Raw genomic sequence first — 18554 nt, 5'->3', positions numbered from 1 at the left:
CGCCCACCTTACGAAGGCCCGACGCTATCCCCGGCGGCCGACGCCGCGTGTCGCTGCCGCACGAGGCGGAAGGTCCAGAGCTTGTTGACGACGAAGTTGATGGGCATCACGCAGATGATCTGGATGAGCTGGGCCCAGTAGAGGCGCAGCGTCCACCACGGCCCGTCGTAGGTGAAGAACGGATGGCTCAGGTAGAGCGGGGAGGTCTCGTTGCGCAGCAGGTAGAGGATGACGAAGCCCACCAGCTGGGCGACGCCGCCAACCATGAGGAACGGCAGGAACTCCTTGAAGAAGGGGGCCGGCTTGCCGTGGTGGTCCTTGAACGTCCAGTGCCGGTTGAGCATGAAGTTGAACACGTTGGCGACGAGGAACGCGATGCCCGCGTAGAGGATGTAGAACCGCAGGGCGCGCTCGGTGCCGGGCAGCGGGATGAAGGGGTCCTTGTCGACGACTCCGAAGATGCCTACGCCGATCGCGTTCGCGACGGCGACCGTGGCCATGTTCACCAGGACGCCCCCGCCGCCGATGAGCCCGAACTTCACGAACTGCCGCGCCGTGTTCTCGTAGCGACCGAGGAAGGAGGTGGAGGGGCTCACAAGAGACCGATCGTAGCGCCTCTACGCCTCGGCCCAGCACACCATTTGCTGCCACCGCGCGGCTCCACGGCTCGGCTCGCACGCGCACGCGCGGCCGTCGTCGCAGTGGGGCGCGAGCCAGCACGCGGTGGGGGTCTCCCACCGGGCGACGAGGGACTGGTCGACGCCGAGGACAGCGGCGAGACCTCGCTGGCTGAGGTCGGCCCGGCGCCGGACGCGGCGGATGAATCCCTGGACGTCGAGGAGGGTGGGAGCGTCCAGGCACCCACAGTCACAGGCACCGCTGACAGCTTCTCGCGCCCGTCCTGCGGCCCGGCGGCAGCTCGGCGAACCGGTCGGCGACAACTAGGCCGGCGGCTGGCAAACCGGGCAGCGGAATGAGCTGCGGTTCATGAACGGCTCCCGGACGATCGCCCCGCCGCACCGGCTGCACGGTTCGCCTTCGCGCCCGTACGCCTGGAGCGTGCGGTCGAAGTAGCCCGATTCGCCGTTGACGTTGACGTACAGCGCGTCGAACGACGTGCCCCCGACCGACAGGGCCGCCGCCATCACCGCGTGGGTGGCGTCCAGCAGCGCCGACACCTGGGCGTCCGACAGCGCGGACGCCGGCGTCCCCCCGTGGATGCGCGCCGCCCAGAGCGCCTCGTCGGCGTAGATGTTGCCGATCCCGGAGACGACCGTCTGGTCGAGCAGGACGCGCTTGATCGCGCTGCGCTTCCCACGGATCCGGCCGACGAGGGCTGTCCGGTCGAGATCGGGGTCGAACAGGTCGCGGGCGATGTGAGCCACCTCGTCCGGCAGCTCCGCTCCCCCGTGGGCCAACGACAGGCCGCCGAACATGCGCTGGTCGACGAAGCGCAGCTGGACGCCGTCGGCCAGGTCGAACAGCACGCGGACGTGCCGCTGCAGAGGGGAGCCAGGGCTGTCGAGGAGGAACTGGCCGCTCATGCCGAGGTGGGCCAGCACGGCGTCGCCGTCGGCCAGGGGCAGCCAGAGGTACTTGCCGCGCCGGCGGGGGACGGCGAACGTCCGGCCCGCCAAGGTGACCGCGAAGTCGTCCGGGCCCGCGAGGTGGCGGCGAACGGGGCGGGGGTGCAGCACGCGGACGCCGTCGATGCGGCGTCCGGCGATCGCGGGCTCGAGGCCGGCGCGGACGACCTCGACCTCGGGCAACTCGGGCATCAGCCCGCCGCGGGCGGGAGCGGGGCCAGCGTGCGCGTCAGCGCCTCGTGGGCGAGCTTGGCCGCCCCCTGCTCGGCGAGCTTCTTGGAGCGCGCGACCGACCCGGGGTGGGCCACGCCGGCGACAACGGCGACCGCCTCGAAGCGCTTGTCGTGGTCGGGTCCGGTGGACACGTGCTCGTAGGTGGGGGCCCCGAGCCCGTGCTCGGCGGCCAGCTCCTGCAGGGCGGTCTTCCAGTCGGTCGAGCGGCCCTCGGCGGACGCCATCGCGACGACCGGGTCCATCAGCGTGTGCACGAACCGCTCGGCAGCATCCCGGCCGGCCGACAGGAAGACGGCGGCGATGACGGCCTCGGTGGCGTCGGCGAGGATCGAATCCTTGTCGGACCCGCCCGTGCCGATCTCCCCCTTGCCGAGCTTGATCAGCGAACCCAGCCCCAGCGTGCGGGCCACGTCGGCCAGCGCGTAGGTGTTCACCACCGCCGCGCGCATCTTGGCGAGCCAGCCCTCCGGCTCGTCCGGGTAGGAGCGGTAGAGGTGCTCGGTGACGACGACGCCGAGCACCGAATCGCCCAGGAACTCCAGGCGCTCGTTGTGCGGGGTGCCACCGTTCTCGTACGCCCAGGACCGGTGGGTCAGGGCGAGCTCGAGGAGCTGGGGATCGATGTCGATCCCCAGCTCGTCGAAGAGGTCATGAACGCGGCCCACGGCCGCGTCGGTCACAGCTCGAAGACCTGGCGGCGCGCCGCGCGGGGGCCGTACTGGCCGCAGCTCGGGCACGCAGTGTGCGGCAGGTGCTTCGCACGGCAGGCGGCGTTGGCGCAGGTCACCAGCTGCGGCGCGGACATCTTCCACTGTGCACGGCGGGCGCGCGTGTTGCTGCGGGACATCTTCCGCTTGGGAACAGCCACGTCAAACTCCTCGAATCTGGGGCACGGTGCCCGCTTCAGTTCTGGTCGCCTTCGGTCCACACGGTCAGGCTCGCCCAACGAGGGTCGATCACCTCACCGTGCTCGTGGTCGGGATCGTCGTTCAGGTTCACCCCACAGGTGGGGCACAACCCGGCGCAATCCTCCCGACACAAGGGGATGAACGGCAGGTCGAGCATCGCCGCGTCCCTCAGGACGGGTTCGAGGTCGATCATCTCGGCCTCGACACGGCTGGCCTCCTCGTCGTCCGGATCCACGCCCGGGAAGAGGAACAGTTCCTGCAGGTCGATCTCGGCGTCCGCCTCGATCTCGGTCAGGCACCGAGCGCACTCCCCGCGCAACTGAACCTCAGCGACGCCGGTGGCCAACACCCCGTCACCCACCCCCTCGAGCCGAAGGTCGAGGTGGATCGGAGACTCGGTCGGCACTCCGATCACGTCGTTGCCGATGCCCTCACGTGCGGGTACGTCGTCGACGATCTCCGTGCTCCCGCCCGCGCGGTGCCCGAATTCGCGAATGTCGAAAACGAGACCGGAACGGGGGTCGATGGAGCGATTCGTCATCGCAGGCCCCTCACGTGTTGGCACGACAGCGTCATAACCGAATGGCTACTTTACCGACTTGTCCGAACGGAGTCCAACCGGGCCGATGGCCGTGGGCGGACCCCTTCCCCCCAGGCCCGGATCAGAGCGTGTCGTCGCCCTGGGACCGCGACGCGAGCCGGTCGCGCAGCGTCTCGACCTGCTCGATCGCGCGCTGCAGGCCGGTTTCGAACTCGGCGAGATGGTTGTCGACCCACGTGTGGGACTCCAGGCGCAGCGCCTCGGCCTCGGCCTCGGCAGCCTGGGCGACCTCGGACTCGCCCACCAGCGCCACCGCTTCCTCGCGGGCCTCGGCGACGATGCGCTCCGCCTCGGTCCGGGCGTCCGCGAGAGTCGCCGCCGCCTCGCCCATCTCCGGGTCGGCGGCGGTGACGGACGCCGCGGCCTCGGCCCGGGCGATGAGGCCGAGCAGCTCAGCCCGCGAGACCATCACGTTCGAGGTCATCGGGACGCCCTTGGCCTGCTCGACAATGTGCCGAATGGCAGCCAGTGCCTCGTTGGGGGTGGTCATGCCCGTCCTCCTTGGTTGTCGGTCGCCATCTTGCCCCGGATCCGTTCGGCCACCGCGGGTGTCACGAACTGCGTGACGTCCCCACCCAGCTTGGCCACCTCGCGGATCATGGTCGAACTCAGGTGCGCCCACTTGGCCGCCGTCGGCAACATGATCGTCTCGATACCGGACAGCGCGAAGTTCATCTGCGCCATCTGCAACTCGAACTCGAAGTCGCCGGCGAAGCGCAGACCCTTGACGATCACGTCGATCTCCCGCTCGCGGCAGTAGTCGACCAGCAGACCGTCCAGCAGGTCGACCCGCACGTTGGGCAGCTCGGACGTCGCGTCGGCCAGCATCGCAGCGCGCTCGTCGGGGCTGAACAGGTAGTTCTTGGCGCTGTTGCGGCCGACCGCGACGAGCACCTCGTCGAACATGCGCGAGGCGCGCACGACGATGTCGAGGTGACCGTGGGTCACCGGGTCAAAGGAGCCGGGGCAGATCGCCCTCATGCATCGTCCTCCTTGGCGGCAAGGTACAGCGTGGTCTCACCGTAACGTCGTTTTCGCACGTCGGTGAGGGATATCGGCCATGAGGGCGGCGTGTCGCGGCTCGAGCGTTCCACGATGACCAGGCCGTCGGACGCGAGCCACCGGTCGACGACGGCGGCGACCTGCGCCTCCACCACCGCAGTGGGCACCTCGTAGGGCGGGTCGAACCACACGACGTCGAAGGTGTGCGGCGTCCCGGCGAGGTAGGCGTCCACCGACTGGGCGACCACCTGAACGGGCAGGCCTGTGGCATCCGCGTTGCCGCGCGCCAGCGCCGCGGTGCCGCGGTCCTTCTCCACGCACACCACCGGGCCGGCGCCGCGGCTGGCGGCCTCGAGTGCGACCGCGCCCGTCCCGCCGTACAGGTCGAGGAAGGAGAAGCGCTCCAGCATCGCGTCGGCCGGCTCCCCCACCGTGCCCGCCCAGTCGGCGATGAGGTTGAACGCTGATTCGCGCACCAGATCGCTCGTCGGCCGGGTGCGGCTGTGGCTGGGGGTGGCCAGGCGGTGCCCGCCCGCACTTCCGGCAATGATGCGACTCACGGGTGGCAGGGTAGCGGGCGCGTTACATTGGGCGCATGACGACGGCAGACGACCTGACACAGGCCCTCGACGAGGCACAGTCCTGGCAGTTCCTCACCGAGCACCGCATCGGACGCCTCGCCATCGTGATCGGCGGTGAGCCGGACATCTTCCCCGTGAACTACGTGGTGGACGGACGCTCGATCGTGTTCCGCACCGCCGAGGGCAGCAAGATGCTGGCCGTCGCGCTGGGCGGCCGGATGGCCTTCCAGGTCGATGAGTGGGACCACACCGGCGCGGTCAGCGTGCTGGCACACGGGACGGCCCGCGAGCTCGGGCCCGGGGAAATCCAGTCCGTCGAGCAGCTCGGGCTGACGCCGTGGGTCGCCACCCTGAAGGTGCACTGGGTGCGCCTCGAGGTGGACGAGATCGCCGGCCGCGCGTTCGCGTTCGGCCCCGAGCCCGAGGACTTCCACCCCCTCGGTTGAGGCCTCAGCTCCGGTCGATCCAGTCGCCGTCGGCGACGAGGTTGGTCTGGAGCACCGCGTCGGCGAACCCGGGCGTACCGCAGTCCGGGTCGCGACGCACCGCGTCCTCCGCCACGGCGCGTGCCGCGTCGATGATGTCGGCGTGTTCCAGCACCCGCAGCAGGCGCAGGGTGGAGCGCCCGCCCGACTGGCTGGCCCCGAGCACGTCACCCTCGCGCCGTTGGGCGAGGTCGAGCTCGGCCAGCACGAAGCCGTCGCGGGTGGACGCCACGGCCGCCAGGCGTTGCCACGACGCCGCCTCGGGTTCGGCGGAGCTGACGAGCAGACACACCCCGGGCAGCGAACTGCGGCCGATGCGCCCGCGCAGCTGGTGGAGCTGGCTGATGCCGAAGCGGTCGGCGTCCCAGATCACCATCATCGAGGCGTTGGGGACGTCCACGCCGACCTCGACGATCGTCGTCGCCACGAGCACGTCGAGCTCACCGCGGGCGAAGGCCCCCATCACCTCCTCCTTGGCATCGGCGGCCAGCTGGCCGTGCAGGACGCCCAACCGGACGCCTGACAGCGGCCCCGAACCGAGCTGCTCGGCCAGCTGCAGGACCCCGAGCCCCTCCGATTCGGTTCCCTGAGCCTGTCGAGGGGCGCCGATCCGCGGCGCCACCACGAACACCTGGCGGCCCTGGGCGACCTCCTCGCGCACGCGCTCCCAGGCACGTTCGACCCAGGCGGGCTTCCGCCCGGCGTCCACGACGGTGGTGGTGACCTCGGCGCGCCCGCGCGGAAGCTCCGCCAGGGTGGAGACCTCCAGGTCGCCGAACACGGTCATGGCCACCGACCGCGGGATGGGAGTGGCGGTGAGCACCAGCACGTGGGGCTTGGCGACCGCCCGGTCGGTCAGGGCAGCGCGCTGCTCGACCCCAAAGCGGTGCTGCTCGTCGACGACGACGAGGCCGAGGTCGACGAACTGGACGTGGTCGGCCAGCAGCGCGTGGGTGCCCACGACGATGCCGGCCTCGCCCGAGGCGACCTTGAGCAGGGCCGCCTTCTTGGCGCCGGCGCTCATGGAGCCGGTGAGGCAGACCACATCGGTCGCGTACTCCGGTGCCCCGAGGACGCCGCCACCCATGCCCAGCTCCCCCATCAACCCGAGGATCGTCTGGTGGTGCTGCTGGGCGAGCACCTCGGTCGGCGCCAGCAGGACGGCCTGGCCCCCGGCGTCCACGACCGCCAGCATCGCTCGCAGCGCCACGAGCGTCTTGCCCGAGCCCACCTCGCCCTGCAGCAGCCGCTGCATGGGTTGGCTGCGGGCCAGGTCGGCCAGGATCTCCTCAGAGGTCTCCTGCTGCCCGCGGGTGAGGGTGAACGGGAGTCGGGCGTCGAAGGCGTCCAGCAGCCCACCCGGACGCCGTGCGCGCGGCCCGGCCGACTGCCGTGCGTTCTCGGCGCGCCGGTAGGCCATGGTCAGCTGGGTGGAGAAGGCCTCGTCGAACTGGAGGCGTCGGTTGCCGCGCTCGACGTCGCTGCGCCCCTCCGGCCGGTGCACGCCGGTGTAGGCCTCGGTGAGGCCAACGACGCCGGCTTGCTCGCGGACCCAAGCCGGCCACGGGTCCTCGACACCGTCCAGGACGCCCAGGGCGAGCCGCACGGACTCGGCGATCGTCCACGTCTTCAGCTTCGCCGTCGCCGGGTACAGCCCGACCAGCCCCGACCGCGACAGCTCGGCGATCTTCTCCTTCTCCTCGGAGTTGCCGACGACCCGGCCCGCGGCGTCCAGCATCACGAAGGCCGGGTGGGTCATCTGGGGGTGGCCGTTGAAGGAGCCGATCTTGCCCACGAAGATGCCGCGGACGCCCTGGCTCAGCCCGCGCTGCCACCACCTCACGGTGTGGTCGCGACCGAAGAAGGAGGCCTTGATGCGGCCGTGGCCGTCGGTGAGGGTGACCTCCAGGCGCGAGTTCGGCTGCCGGCTGTTGCCCCGGGAGCCGCCGCGGCCCTCGTGCAGGTCGATGCGCTCCACGCGCGCCATGACGGCCACGTGCTCGCCCTCCTCCAGCGTGGCGAGGTCGGTCAGCTCGGTGCCGGACAGGTAGTGCCGGGGCAGGTGGCGCAGCAGGTCGCCCACGGTGTGGATGCGCAGCGCCTCGAACAGCTTGGCCTGGCCGGCCACCACGTCGCCGAGCGGCGCGTTCAGCTCCGCGAACGCGCGGGTCTGCCACCGCTGGGTCACCATGGCGGCGATCCTAGCCACCGGCTCCGCCACTTCCGCAGCCCGGCCGGGACGCACGAAGGACCCGCCGTGGCGGGTCCTCGGAGTGCCTTGCGGGGCGCTGGGTCAGCGCGCGACCTTGCCTGCCTTGATGCAGGAGGTGCACACGTTCATGCGCTTGGTGCCACCGTTGATGACGGCGCGCACAGACTGGATGTTCGGGCTCCAACGACGGTTGGTCTTCTTCTTCGACCACGGCACGTTGTGGCCGAAGGTCGGCTTCTTGGCGCAGACGTCGCACACGGCGGCCATGGCTTTACTCCTTTGGTGTTCGACCCCCGCGACGGGGAACGCGTCGGGGCCGAGGTTCGAAATCGGAACCTGTCCATCGTACCCGAGTTCACGCCCGGGACGAAATCGACACCTCAGGGGCAGACCCAACCCCCCGTCATCGCCGATACGTTGTCGTCCGCGTCGAGGAAGAAGGTCGCGTTGGGCGGTGACTCAGGTGGCGAGCACCACCGGGACGATCATCGGGCGCGCCCGGAACCGCTTGCTCACCCAACGCCCGATGCGCCGGCGCATGACCTGCTGCAGCTGGTGGGTGTCGTCGGCACCCTCCTCCAACGCCTCACGCAGCGCCGTCGCCACCTCGGCGGTGATGTCGTCGAAGATGCCCTCGGCACCCACGAAGCCGCGGGCGGTGATGATGGGGCCCTCGACGAGCGACCCGGAGTGCAGGTTGACCACGGCGATCGCGGAGATGAAGCCCTCCTCGCCGAGGATGCGGCGCTCGTCCAGCTCGGCGTCGCCCACGGCGTCCACCGTCGAGCCGTCGACGAAGATGTAGCCGCACTCGAGGCGTCCGACGACCTTCACGCGACCCTCGCGCAGGTCGACCACTGCGCCGTCCTCGACGACGACGGTGTTCTCGCGCGGGACGCCCGTGGCGATGGCCAGCTCGGCGTTCGCCACCAGGTGGCGCACCTCGCCGTGCACCGGCATCACGTTGCGCGGGCGGACGATGTTGTAGCAGTAGAGCAGCTCGCCGGCCGAAGCGTGGCCGGAGACGTGCACCAGCGCGTTGCCCTTGTGGACGACCTTGACGCCGTTCTTGGTCAGGCCGTTGATGACGCGGTAGACCGAGTTCTCGTTGCCGGGGATGAGTGAGCTGGCCAGCAGCACCGTGTCGCCGTGGCCGGCGCGGATGATCGGGTGCTCGTGGTTGGCGATGCGGCTCAGGGCGCTCAGCGGCTCGCCCTGCGATCCGGTGGAGATGATCACCACCTCGTGGTCAGCGTACTTGTCGATGTCATCGAGCGCGATCAGCGTGTTGCCGGGCACGTCAAGGTAGCCCAGCTGGGCGGCCAGCGTCATGTTGCGCACCATCGAGCGGCCCACGTAGACGACCTTGCGGCCGGCCTTGACCGCCTCATCCATCACCTGCTGGACGCGATGCACGTGGCTGGCGAAGCAGGCCACGATCAGCTTGCCCTTCGCGTGGGCGAAGACGCGCTCCATCGCCGGCTGGATGTCCTTCTCCAGCGTGGTGAAGCCGGGGGTCTCGGCGTTGGTGGAGTCGACCATGAACAGGTCGAGCCCCTCCTCCCCCACCTTCGCGAAGGCGCGCAGGTCGGTGATGCGCCCGTCGAGGGGCAGCTGGTCCATCTTGAAGTCGCCGGTGTGCAGCACGCTGCCGCCGGCCGTGCGGATGTGGACCGCCAGCGCGTCGGGGATCGAGTGGTTCACCGCGATGAACTCCAGGTCGAACCCGCCGATCCGGGTGCGCGACCCCTCCTCGACCTCGCGCAGGTCGGTGTTGCGAATGCGGTGCTCCTTGAGCTTCTCGCGCACGAACGCCAGCGTGAGCTTGCTGCCGAGCACGGGGATGTCGGGACGGCGGCGGAGCAGGTAGGGCACGGCGCCGATGTGGTCCTCGTGGCCGTGGGTGAGGACGAGCGCGACCATGTCGTCGAGGCGGTCGTTGACCAGGTGCAGGCCGGGCAGGATCAGGTCGACACCGGGGTGGGTCTCGTCGGGGAACAGCACCCCGCAGTCGACCATCAGGATCTCGCCATTGACCTCGAAGGTCGCGCTGTTGCGGCCGACATCCCCCAGGCCGCCCAGAGGGGTGATCCGGAGAGTGTCGGGAGCGAGCTGGGGCGGTGTCTTCAGGGCTTCACGCACCCCGCCACTGTAGCGGGGCCTCGGGACGGACGGTCGGTCCGCGCCGCTACGATGAACGGCGTGAACCAACCCGCGCGCACCGCCGACTCCTGCCGCCTGGCCCTGCCGAACGAGGCCGAGCGCATCGCCGCCATCCAGCGGCGCAGTTGGCAGCAGCTGTTCCCCGCCGACGTCGCCGAGCACGTTCTCGCGTCGGTCGACCTGTCCAGCATGACCGAATCATGGGCGTCCGCCATCGCCCGGCCGCCCTTGGCCCAGTTCCGCGTCCTGGTCGCAATAGAGCAGAGCCGGGTGGTCGGGTTCGCCGCAGTGGGCCCGAGCGACGACACCGACGCCCACCCGGGGCAGGACGCGATGGTGGGCGAGTTCATCATCGACCCGCCCGCCCAGCGCCAGGGCCACGGGTCACGGCTGCTGAACGCCGTCGCCGACACCCTGCGTGCCGACGGCTTCACCCGCGCCACGTGGTGGGTGCGCTCGACCGACGACCCCCTGCGCCGCTTCCTCGATTCGGCCGGCTGGGGCCCCGACGGCAGCCACCGCACCGTCGGTACCGAGGACGAGGCGGCGTCGGTCAAGATGATTCGCCTGCACACCGCGCTGCGGTGACCCACGGCGCTCGCTCCGGCACCTGTCCCACCGACGGCCAGAACTGACACCTGGACGCCGCTCCGTCTGGCAACGCGGAACGCCGCCCGCGGGAAACTCCCGCGGGCGGCGTCCGGTCTGATCAGCGTCAGGTGACGTCGTCGTCGACCCAGTCGAAGGTCCGGGTCACGGCCTTCTTCCAGTTGCGGTAGAGGCGCGCACGCTCGTCCTCGTCCATCGACGGGGTCCAGCGCTTGTCCTCGGCCCAGTTGTCGATGACGTCCTGCTCGCCGTCCCAGAAACCGACCGCGATGCCGGCGGCGTACGCCGCACCCAGCGCGGTGGTCTCGGCGACGACGGGGCGGACGACGTCCACGCCGAGCTGGTCGGCCTGGAACTGCATGAGCAGCTCGTTGGCGGTCATGCCGCCGTCGACCTTGAGCTCGGCCAGCTTCACGCCGGAGTCGGCCTCCATGGCGTCCAGCACCTCGCGCGTCTGGTAGGCGGTGGCCTCCAGCACGGCACGGGCGATGTGACCACGGTTGACGAAGCGGGTGAGGCCGACGAGCGCACCGCGGGCGTCCGACCTCCAGTACGGCGCGAACAGGCCGGAGAACGCCGGCACCAGGTAGGCGCCACCGTTGTCCTCGACCGAGTTGGCCAGCTCCTCGACCTCGGGGGCCGAGTCGAACATCTTCAGGTTGTCGCGCAGCCACTGCACCAGCGAGCCGGTGACGGCGATCGAACCCTCGAGGGCGTAGATCGGCTTGTTGTCGCCGATCTTGTAGCACACGGTGGTGAGCAGGCCGTTCTTGCTGGGCACCTTCTCCTCGCCGGTGTTCATCAGCATGAAGCAGCCGGTGCCGTAGGTGTTCTTGGCCATGCCGACCTCGAAGGCGGCCTGGCCGAACGTCGCGGCCTGCTGATCGCCCAGGTCACCGGCGATCGGGACGCCGCCGAGCAGACCGTGCGCACGGCCCTCGCCGTAGACCTCGGACGACGACTTGATCTCGGGCAGCATCGACATGGGGATGCCCATGTCCTTGGCGATGCCCTCGTCCCATGCGAGCGTGTCGAGGTCCATCAGCATGGTGCGGGAGGCGTTGGTCACGTCGGTCACGTGCACGCCGCCGTCGGTGCCGCCGGTGAGGTTCCAGATGACCCAGGTGTCCATGTTGCCCATGATCAGGTCGCCGGCCTCGGCCTTCTCGCGCGCACCCTCGACGTTGTCGAGGATCCACTTGACCTTCGGGCCCGAGAAGTAGGTGGCCAGGGGCAGGCCGACCTTGGCCTTGTACTTGTCGTCGTCGCCGCCGCCGAGCTCCTTGACGATCTTGTCAGTGCGGGTGTCCTGCCACACGATCGCGTTGTAGACCGGCTCGCCGGTGTTCTTGTCCCACACCATCGCGGTCTCGCGCTGGTTGGTGACGCCGACGGCCACGATGTCGTCCTTGTTCATGGACGCCTTGGCCAGCGCCTCGGCGACGACCTCGCGGATGTTGTCCCAGATCTCCTTGGGGTCGTGCTCGACCCATCCGGCGCGCGGGAAGATCTGCTCGTGCTCCTTCTGGCCCGTGGCCACGATCTGGCCGCTGTGGTCGAAGATGATGGCACGCGAGCTGGTGGTGCCTTGGTCTATGGCGAGGACGTACTTGCCAGTCATGGTGTTCCTTCACATCGTTGTGTTGTTCAGTCGGGGTGGCTGGCCGGACGCCCGGCGTCCGGCCACCCATGGTGCGGGGTGGGTCAGGCGGGGAGCAGCACGCCGCTCATGAGGCCGGCGAGCACGCCGCCGATGATGGGGCCCACAACCGGGACCCAGCTGTAGCCCCAGTCGGAGCTGCCCTTGTTCGGGATCGGGAGCACGGCGTGCGCAATGCGCGGGCCGAGGTCACGAGCCGGGTTGATGGCGTAGCCGGTGGGGCCACCGAGCGAGGCGCCGATGCCGACGACCAGCAGGGCGACGCCGAGGGCGCCGAGCCAGCCGAGGCCGGCCGGGGTCTTGGTGGCCGAGTCGCCCCAGTTGCCGGACGCGAGGACGACCAGCACCAGCACGAAGGTGCCGATGGCCTCGGTGACGAGGTTCCACAGCGGGTTGCGGATCTCGGGGCCGGTCGAGAAGACGCCGAGCTTGGCGCCCGCGGGGGCGTCATCGTCGAACTGCTTCTTGTAGGCCAGCCAGCACAGGACGGCACCGATGAAGGCGCCGACCATCTGCGCGCTGATGTACGTGGCGATGGACATCGCGTTGACGGCGATGCCGGGCACGAACTCGTTATTGCCCGCGGCCACGAGGCCGAGGGTCACGGCCGGGTTCAGGTGGCCACCGGACTTGTAGGAGACGAGAACACCGGCGAAGACCGCCAGGCCCCAGCCCCAGTTGACGTGCAGGAAGCCCGTGCCGGCGCCCTTGTTCTTGGGCAGGATGTTGTTGGCGACGACGCCACCGCCGAGCAACAGCAGCATCGCCGTGCCGACGACCTCCGAGAGGAAGACGGTTCCTAGAGACACGTGATCTCACTTTCTGGCATCGACGGTGCGAGTGCCGAAACGGCGTCCGCGGGGAGCGGGGTCGCCACTGGTTGGGTGATGGTGGCCCGCCGCGGTTACGACGAGCCAGGGGTGTTCTACAACGAGGACGGCGTCACATCCGTAGCCTCGATGCGGGCCTGCGACGCCGCAGCGTCGTTCGGCTGTTCCTGGGCCGCGAGCTCAGCGGCGGCTCGCGCGGTGTAGTTGGCCTTCTCCGACGCCGTGCGCTCGTCGTCCCATCCCAACAAGGGAGCGGCGATCTGCGCCACCTCGTCGACCGCGGACGCCCCACGGTCGGGCGTGGTCGAGTTCAGCCGGATGCGCTGGATGAGGATGTCCTCGAGGTGGAGGGCACCCTCGTACAGGCACGCGAAGGCGACCTCGGCCCGCAGGTACCACGGGCACGCCTCGAGCCGTTGGCCGAGAGAGGGATCCTCGTCGATGAGGGCGAACAGAGCAGGCAGTTCCGAGCCGTAGCGGTCGAGCAGGTCCTCGACCTGCTCGGAGGTCAGCGCGTACTCCGCGCCGAGGGACGCCGCCCGCCGCGCGAAGGCATCGAACCCATCGGCGCCCAGCAGGGGGACGTCCTTGGTGATCGACGGCAGCTCCTTGGCGCGCACTTTGCCGAGGGCGACGTCGACGGCGTCCGCCGCCATGACGCGGTAGGTCGTGTACTTGCCGCCGGCGATCACCACGAGGCCGGGCGCCGCCTCCAGCGTCGTGTGCTCGCGCGACACCTTGGCCGACTTGGCCTCGTCGTGCCCGACGGGCTGCAGCAGCGGCCGCAGCCCGGCGTAGGTGCCGATCACGTCGTCGCGGGTCAGGTTGGCGGACAGGACGGCGTTGGCGTGGTCCAGCAGATAGTCGATGTCGGCCGCGGTGGGCACGGGGTGCTTCAGCTGCTCGTGCCACGCGGTGTCGGTGGTGCCGATCACCCAGTAGTGGCGCCACGGGATGATGAACAGCACCGACTTCTCGGTGCGCAGGAACATGCCGGAGCGGGCGTTGATGCGCTCGCGCGGCACCACGATGTGGATGCCCTTGCTGGCGAGCACCTTCAGGCCCTTGGTGGTCTTGGCGTACGCCTGGGTCGTCTCGGTCCACACGCCGGTGGCGTTGATCACGGCCCGCGCCTTGATGGTGAACTCCTCGCCCGACTCCAGGTCCTTGACCGTGGCGCCGCCGACGCGACCCCCGGCGTCCTGCACGAAGCCGACCACCTGGGCACGCGAGAGCGCCCGGGCGCCGTGGCGCACGGCGCTGCGGACGAGGTTGATGACCATGCGCGAGTCGTCGACGCGGGCGTCGTAGAACTCGATCGCACCGATGAGGGCGTCGTCGCGCACGTCGGTGAAGCGCTCCTTGGCCCCCTGCTTGCTCAGGTGCTTCTGGATCGGAACGGTCTTGCGGCCGCCGGCGCCCGCCACGGCGAGGACGTCGTAGAGGCCCACACCGACCGCGGAGTAGGCGCGCTCGATGACGCGCTGCTTCAGGGGCCAGAGGAATGGCTGGGCCTTGACGAGGTGGGGGGCGAGCTTGGTCAGCAGGCGACCGCGCTCGGCGAGGGCCTCGGCCACGAGGGCGAAATCAAGGTTGTAGAGGTAGCGCAGGCCGCCGTGGATCAGCCGGCTCGAGCGGCTGGACGTGCCCGAGGCCCAGTCCTGGGCCTCCACGATCGCCACGCTCAGCCCGCGCGTGGCGGCGTCCAACGCGGCGCCGGCGCCGGTCACGCCGCCCCCGATCACCAGGATGTCGAACGTCTCTTCGGTCACCGCCTCGAGGTCGCGCGCGCGCTGCGTCGGATTGAGGGCAGGAATGGTCATCTTTGGGCTCCCGGTGTGCGTCGTCTTCGTCGCTGACGGCCTCATCTTGCCCCAACTGCACGGATGGTGCACGCTTCTGCACGAACGTGCAGCAAGGAGGCAAGCAGTGAACGAGCGGTACGAACAGATGTACCGCGCGGCGACGCGCTACTACATTCAGGGCGAGACGATGGAGGCGATCGCCCACGGGCTCGACGTTTCTCGCTCGACGGTGTCGCGCCTGCTGGCCGACGCGCGCAAGACCGGTCTGGTGCGCATCACCATCGCCGAGGGGTCGAGCTCGCAGGCGCCGGTCGCCCGGTCCCTGTCGGACGCCTTCGGTGTCCGGGTTCACCTGGTCGCCCTGCGCGGGGGCCTCTCCCCCATGGCACGCATCGACCAGGTCGCCCAACGCGCCGCCGGCCTGCTCACGGAGGTCGTCGGCGACTCGATGAACATCGGGGTCGCGTGGGGCGTCACCATGGCGTCGCTGACCCAGCACCTGCGCCACCGGCCGCTGACGGGCAGCGCGATCATCCAAATGAACGGGGGCGCCAACCAGCGGTCGTCCGGCGTGCCCTACATCCGCGAAATCATGCAGTCGATCGGTGACGCGTTCGACTCCGCGGTGGTCCTCTTCCCCGTGCCGGCGTTCTTCGACTACCCCGACACCAAGGCCGCCATGTGGCGCGAGCGGTCGGTACGCCATGTGCTGGACCAGCTCGCCCGCCTCGACGTCGCCATCTTCGGGGTGGGTTCGTTGACCGGCTCCATCCCCTCCCACGTGTACGCCACCGGCTACCTCGACGAGGACGAGCGCCTGCAGTTGGCCGCCGACGGCGTCGTCGGCGACATCTGCACCGTACTGCTGCGCGAGGACGGCAGCTACGCCGACATCGCCGCCAACGAACGGGCCACCGGGCTCACTCCGGGCGAGCTGGCCCGCGTGCCCCGTCGGATCTGCGTGGTGGCCGACCCGCTGCGAGCGCCGGCGGTGGTCGGGGCCCTGCGAGCCGGGGTCGCGACCGACCTCGTGCTGGACGAGGCGACCGCCCGGGCCACGCTGCGTCGGCTGTAGAGGTCCCCTGCTGCGAGACGTGGCTGTGGGGCGTCCCGGCGTGAGACGGTGGTGTCATGGCCGAGCGACCCGAGCACAGCAAGGGCGGTGTGTACTCCCGCAAGGGTGAGGAGTTCGACCGCGACACCCGCTACATCGCCACGCGCGTCAAGCGCACCGTCGACGACGGTGAGGACGCCGTGCCCGTCGAACCAGACCGGTACCGCCTCATCGCCGCGCGAGCCTGCCCGTGGGCGAACCGGACGATCATCGTGCGGCGTCTACTGGGCCTTGAGGACGCGATCAGCCTTGGCCTGCCAGGCCCCACCCACGACGCCGACTCGTGGACCTTCGACCTCGACCCCGGTGAGGTCGACCCCGTGCTCGGCATCCACCGGCTCAAGGACGCCTACCTCAAGCGCGACCCGCACTACTCGCGCGGCATCACGGTCCCCGCCCTGGTCGACGTGACCACCGGCGCGGTGGTGACCAACGACTACGCCCAGATGACACTCGACTTCTCCACCGAGTGGACCGAGCACCACCGGCCCGGCGCGCCCGACCTCTACCCCGAGGGACTGCGCGAGGAGATCGACGAGGTCATGGCGCGGATCTACCACGACGTCAACAACGGCGTGTACCGGTGCGGGTTCGCAGGCTCGCAGGAGGCGTACGAGGCGGCCTACCTACGGCTGTTCGAAGCGCTCGACTGGCTCGAGGACCGCCTCACGCTGCAGCGCTACCTCGTCGGCGACTCGATCACCGAGGCCGACGTGCGCCTGTTCACCACGCTGGTGCGTTTCGACGCCGTCTACCACGGCCACTTCAAGTGCAACCGCTCCAAGCTGACCGAGATGCCCGTGCTGTGGGCTTATGCCCGCGACCTGTTCCAGACCCCCGGGTTCGGCGACACGATCGATTTCGAGCAGATCAAGCGCCACTACTACCTCGTGCACACCGACCTGAACCCGAACCAGATCGTGCCCAAGGGGCCAGACCCCGTGGCGTGGCTCAGCCCGCACCACCGCGAGGAGCTCGACGGGTCCCCCTTCGGCGAGGGGACGCCCCCCGGGCAGGTCCGCAACGGCGAGCGCTCCCCCAACCCGGTGGAGCTGGCCTGATCACCGCGTCGGGAACGTCACGTCGGTCGCGTCCACGACCACGTCGAGGCCCTGCTCCCCCGGTCCCAGCGCGCTGAGTTGGAGGCCGTAGGGCAGCGCCACCGGGATCGGCTGCAGGATCGCGTCCACGAGCGCCTGCGTGGCGTCAGGCGGGATGGCGACGCCGGCCAGGTCGAGCTCGGTGTCGGTCAGGCTGATCGTCTGCATGGCCCGGTCGAGCGCGGCCCGGCCGACGAGGCGTCCGGTTAAGGCGATGCCGAGGAACTCGACGTCCCGCTCCAGCGCGAGGCGTCCGTCCTCGGTCGGCTGGATCCGCACCCCGGCCACGGCCGCGAGGTCGGCGTAGTCGAGCCACCCGCCACCGGTCAACGAGGCCGCGTGCACGGCGTCCGTTTCGTAGCGGACGCCGGCGAGGGTGAAGTCGACGTCGTACAGCGGGATTGTGATCGCCTCCGCGGCTTGGACCGGCATCTCGCGGGCCCGGACGTTCACGCTCGGGAACTCGCGCGTGACCAGGTGCAGCGCGAGGGGCTCGCCCTCGATGCGCACCGTCGGGCGCGTCGCGAACGGCACGCTGCGCTGCAGTTCGACGGCGACCCGGTCCTCGACGGTGGACCGGATGCGGTCGTCGAAGACGTAGGCGCCCCCCACGACCAAGCCGGCGAGCAGCAGCACCAGCACGACCAGGACCCCGAGGAAGCGCTTCATGCGCTCAGATCCCCAGCAGTGACTCGATGCCCACGGTCACGCCCGGCAGACCGGGCACGGCTCGGACGGCGGCGATGACGCCCGGCATGTAGGACGCCCGGGTGAACCCGTTCTCGGCGATGACGAGTTGCTCGCCCTCGTTGCCGAACCGGACCTCCTGGTTGGCGAACAGCCCGCGCTGGCGAACGCTGTGGACGCTGATCCCGTCGATCTTGGCGCCGCGGGCGCCGTGGGGGTCGGTCTCGGTGGCATCGGGGGTCTCTCCCAGGCCGGCGGTGGCGCGCGCCGCGGCGATCCGGCCGGCGGTGGTGATGGCCGTACCGGAGGGGGCGTCCACCTTCATCGGGTGGTGCAGCTCGATGATCTCGACCGACTCGAAGAACGGGGCGGCGATCTCGGCGAACTTCATCATCAGCAGCGAGCCGATGGAGTAGTTGGACGCCACGATGGCGTTGGCCCGCCCGTCGGCGAACAGCTCCCGGACGCGGTCCAGGCGCTCGGGGGTGAAGCCCGTCGTGCCCACGACGGCGTGGACGCCCTGGGCGGCGCACCACTCGAGGTTGCCCATCACGGCGTCCGGCACGGTGAAGTCGATGGCCACATCGGAGTCCACCGCCAGGGCCGGATCGTCGCCCACGTCGAGGGCGGCGACCAGCTCCAGGTCGTCGGCCGCCTCGACCGCACGACACACCTCGACGCCCATGCGCCCCTTCGCCCCGAACACCGCCACTTTCAACATGCGGCCATCCTAGGGCCGCCCCGGGTCGTGCGCCCGGCCGGCATCCGCCCACGTCACTGCCCGAGTGCAAGGAAGCCGGCGTCGCAACGCCAGCTCCCTGCACCCTGGGCAGCGAGGTGGACGACGCGGCACAGGTTGGCCTACGGACAACACCCCCTGCCCGCTGGACAACAGCTGGGCCCGCCGACACCCGGTTGGCTGGTCTCCATGGAACCTCGCATCTGGTCGACCTCCGAACTCGCCGCCCTCAAAGGCT

The 18554-nt window shown here is 70.1% G+C and carries 21 protein-coding genes; 4 read left to right on the top strand and 17 right to left on the bottom strand.

The window, feature by feature from the left end; genetic code table 11:
• Positions 1-8: 8 nt before the first annotated feature.
• The 9 genes from ET989_RS09280 to ET989_RS09240 form a co-directional block, all read right to left on the bottom strand.
• Positions 9-596 carry a GtrA family protein gene (locus tag ET989_RS09280; protein ID WP_131168257.1) on the bottom strand — a complete coding sequence of 196 codons (588 nt, stop codon included), beginning with the start codon at positions 594-596 and terminating at the stop codon, positions 9-11.
• 21 nt (positions 597-617) lie between these two features.
• Positions 618-941, bottom strand: coding sequence for a helix-turn-helix domain-containing protein (locus tag ET989_RS15975; RefSeq protein ID WP_131168256.1), 324 nt, complete (start codon positions 939-941; stop codon positions 618-620).
• Positions 942-1778 carry a bifunctional DNA-formamidopyrimidine glycosylase/DNA-(apurinic or apyrimidinic site) lyase gene (gene mutM / locus ET989_RS09270; protein ID WP_131168255.1) on the bottom strand — a complete coding sequence of 279 codons (837 nt, stop codon included), beginning with the start codon at positions 1776-1778 and terminating at the stop codon, positions 942-944.
• On the bottom strand, positions 1778-2500 hold the full coding sequence (gene rnc, locus ET989_RS09265; RefSeq protein WP_241656290.1) for a ribonuclease III: 723 nt from the start codon (positions 2498-2500) through the stop codon (positions 1778-1780). The genes mutM and rnc overlap by 1 nt, the downstream gene beginning before the upstream one ends.
• Entirely contained in the window at positions 2497-2688 is a 192-nt protein-coding gene (gene rpmF, locus ET989_RS09260) for a 50S ribosomal protein L32 (protein ID WP_131168254.1), read from the bottom strand. The genes rnc and rpmF overlap by 4 nt, the downstream gene beginning before the upstream one ends.
• Positions 2689-2723: 35 nt before the next feature.
• Positions 2724-3269: a YceD family protein gene (locus ET989_RS09255; RefSeq protein ID WP_131168253.1), complete on the bottom strand. Its 546-nt coding sequence runs from the start codon at positions 3267-3269 to the stop codon at positions 2724-2726.
• A 121-nt stretch (positions 3270-3390) separates the two neighbouring features.
• A complete protein-coding gene (locus tag ET989_RS09250) occupies positions 3391-3819 on the bottom strand; it encodes a hypothetical protein (protein ID WP_131168252.1) in 429 nt (142 codons plus the stop codon).
• Positions 3816-4310, bottom strand: a complete 495-nt coding sequence (gene coaD, locus ET989_RS09245; RefSeq protein ID WP_131168251.1) for a pantetheine-phosphate adenylyltransferase — start codon at positions 4308-4310, stop codon at positions 3816-3818. The genes ET989_RS09250 and coaD overlap by 4 nt, the downstream gene beginning before the upstream one ends.
• Positions 4307-4891, bottom strand: a complete 585-nt coding sequence (locus ET989_RS09240; protein ID WP_131168250.1) for an RsmD family RNA methyltransferase — start codon at positions 4889-4891, stop codon at positions 4307-4309. The genes coaD and ET989_RS09240 overlap by 4 nt, the downstream gene beginning before the upstream one ends.
• A gap of 35 nt (positions 4892-4926) precedes the next feature.
• On the opposite strand from ET989_RS09240, the gene ET989_RS09235 reads away from it, so the two are divergent.
• Positions 4927-5358, top strand: coding sequence for a pyridoxamine 5'-phosphate oxidase family protein (locus ET989_RS09235; protein WP_131168249.1), 432 nt, complete (start codon positions 4927-4929; stop codon positions 5356-5358).
• Positions 5359-5362: 4 nt separating this feature from the next.
• Here ET989_RS09235 and ET989_RS09230 read toward each other — a convergent pair whose 3' ends face one another.
• The 3 genes from ET989_RS09230 to ET989_RS09220 form a co-directional block, all read right to left on the bottom strand.
• The gene (locus ET989_RS09230; protein WP_131168248.1) at positions 5363-7588 is read right to left on the bottom strand and encodes an ATP-dependent DNA helicase RecG; all 2226 of its coding nucleotides are present in this window, start codon (positions 7586-7588) and stop codon (positions 5363-5365) included.
• Between the two features lie 102 nt (positions 7589-7690).
• Positions 7691-7876, bottom strand: a complete 186-nt coding sequence (gene rpmB, locus ET989_RS09225) for a 50S ribosomal protein L28 (RefSeq protein WP_131168247.1) — start codon at positions 7874-7876, stop codon at positions 7691-7693.
• 192 nt (positions 7877-8068) lie between these two features.
• Positions 8069-9751: a ribonuclease J gene (locus ET989_RS09220; RefSeq protein ID WP_206662288.1), complete on the bottom strand. Its 1683-nt coding sequence runs from the start codon at positions 9749-9751 to the stop codon at positions 8069-8071.
• 51 nt (positions 9752-9802) lie between these two features.
• Here ET989_RS09220 and ET989_RS09215 point away from each other — a divergent pair, with 51 nt between their 5' ends.
• A complete protein-coding gene (locus tag ET989_RS09215; protein ID WP_131168246.1) occupies positions 9803-10360 on the top strand; it encodes a GNAT family N-acetyltransferase in 558 nt (185 codons plus the stop codon).
• A gap of 127 nt (positions 10361-10487) precedes the next feature.
• On the opposite strand, the gene glpK is transcribed toward ET989_RS09215, so the two are convergent.
• The 3 genes from glpK to ET989_RS09200 form a co-directional block, all read right to left on the bottom strand.
• The gene (gene glpK, locus ET989_RS09210) at positions 10488-12002 is read right to left on the bottom strand and encodes a glycerol kinase GlpK (RefSeq protein WP_131168245.1); all 1515 of its coding nucleotides are present in this window, start codon (positions 12000-12002) and stop codon (positions 10488-10490) included.
• A gap of 83 nt (positions 12003-12085) precedes the next feature.
• Entirely contained in the window at positions 12086-12850 is a 765-nt protein-coding gene (locus ET989_RS09205) for an MIP/aquaporin family protein (RefSeq protein ID WP_131168244.1), read from the bottom strand.
• A 116-nt stretch (positions 12851-12966) separates the two neighbouring features.
• On the bottom strand, positions 12967-14694 hold the full coding sequence (locus tag ET989_RS09200) for a glycerol-3-phosphate dehydrogenase/oxidase (RefSeq protein WP_131168243.1): 1728 nt from the start codon (positions 14692-14694) through the stop codon (positions 12967-12969).
• Positions 14695-14800: 106 nt separating this feature from the next.
• Between ET989_RS09200 and ET989_RS09195 the strand changes: the two genes are divergently transcribed.
• Positions 14801-15751 (top strand): sugar-binding transcriptional regulator, encoded by a 951-nt coding sequence (locus ET989_RS09195; protein ID WP_131168242.1) that lies wholly within the window; start codon positions 14801-14803, stop codon positions 15749-15751.
• Between the two features lie 56 nt (positions 15752-15807).
• On the top strand, positions 15808-16851 hold the full coding sequence (locus ET989_RS09190) for a glutathione S-transferase family protein (protein WP_131168241.1): 1044 nt from the start codon (positions 15808-15810) through the stop codon (positions 16849-16851).
• On the opposite strand, the gene ET989_RS09185 is transcribed toward ET989_RS09190, so the two are convergent.
• Both ET989_RS09185 and dapB read right to left on the bottom strand, forming a co-directional pair.
• A complete protein-coding gene (locus ET989_RS09185; RefSeq protein WP_131168240.1) occupies positions 16852-17559 on the bottom strand; it encodes an LmeA family phospholipid-binding protein in 708 nt (235 codons plus the stop codon).
• 4 nt (positions 17560-17563) lie between these two features.
• Positions 17564-18298 carry a 4-hydroxy-tetrahydrodipicolinate reductase gene (dapB, locus tag ET989_RS09180; RefSeq protein WP_131168239.1) on the bottom strand — a complete coding sequence of 245 codons (735 nt, stop codon included), beginning with the start codon at positions 18296-18298 and terminating at the stop codon, positions 17564-17566.
• Between the last annotated feature and the right edge of the window lie 256 nt (positions 18299-18554).

It is taken from the genome of Propioniciclava sinopodophylli (assembly GCF_004324755.1).
Lineage (GTDB): Bacteria > Actinomycetota > Actinomycetes > Propionibacteriales > Propionibacteriaceae > Propioniciclava > Propioniciclava sinopodophylli.
The sequence above is the reverse complement of the archived record's forward strand: the minus strand, read 5'-3'. Positions and strand labels throughout refer to the sequence as shown.

Excerpts from the sequence above, each read along its gene's own strand:
- ET989_RS09255 (WP_131168253.1), bottom strand. The coding sequence starts at position 3,269 with ATGACGAATCGCTCCATCGACCCCCGTTCCGGTCTCGTTTTCGACATT.
- ET989_RS09215 (WP_131168246.1), top strand. The coding sequence starts at position 9,803 with ATGAACGGCGTGAACCAACCCGCGCGCACCGCCGACTCCTGCCGCCTG.
- coaD (WP_131168251.1), bottom strand. The coding sequence starts at position 4,310 with ATGAGGGCGATCTGCCCCGGCTCCTTTGACCCGGTGACCCACGGTCAC.
- ET989_RS09185 (WP_131168240.1), bottom strand. The coding sequence starts at position 17,559 with ATGAAGCGCTTCCTCGGGGTCCTGGTCGTGCTGGTGCTGCTGCTCGCC.
- ET989_RS09250 (WP_131168252.1), bottom strand. The coding sequence starts at position 3,819 with ATGACCACCCCCAACGAGGCACTGGCTGCCATTCGGCACATTGTCGAG.
- ET989_RS09235 (WP_131168249.1), top strand. The coding sequence starts at position 4,927 with ATGACGACGGCAGACGACCTGACACAGGCCCTCGACGAGGCACAGTCC.
- ET989_RS09200 (WP_131168243.1), bottom strand. The coding sequence starts at position 14,694 with ATGACCATTCCTGCCCTCAATCCGACGCAGCGCGCGCGCGACCTCGAG.
- glpK (WP_131168245.1), bottom strand. The coding sequence starts at position 12,002 with ATGACTGGCAAGTACGTCCTCGCCATAGACCAAGGCACCACCAGCTCG.
- rpmB (WP_131168247.1), bottom strand. The coding sequence starts at position 7,876 with ATGGCCGCCGTGTGCGACGTCTGCGCCAAGAAGCCGACCTTCGGCCAC.
- ET989_RS09230 (WP_131168248.1), bottom strand. The coding sequence starts at position 7,588 with ATGGTGACCCAGCGGTGGCAGACCCGCGCGTTCGCGGAGCTGAACGCG.
- ET989_RS09190 (WP_131168241.1), top strand. The coding sequence starts at position 15,808 with ATGGCCGAGCGACCCGAGCACAGCAAGGGCGGTGTGTACTCCCGCAAG.
- dapB (WP_131168239.1), bottom strand. The coding sequence starts at position 18,298 with ATGTTGAAAGTGGCGGTGTTCGGGGCGAAGGGGCGCATGGGCGTCGAG.
- mutM (WP_131168255.1), bottom strand. The coding sequence starts at position 1,778 with ATGCCCGAGTTGCCCGAGGTCGAGGTCGTCCGCGCCGGCCTCGAGCCC.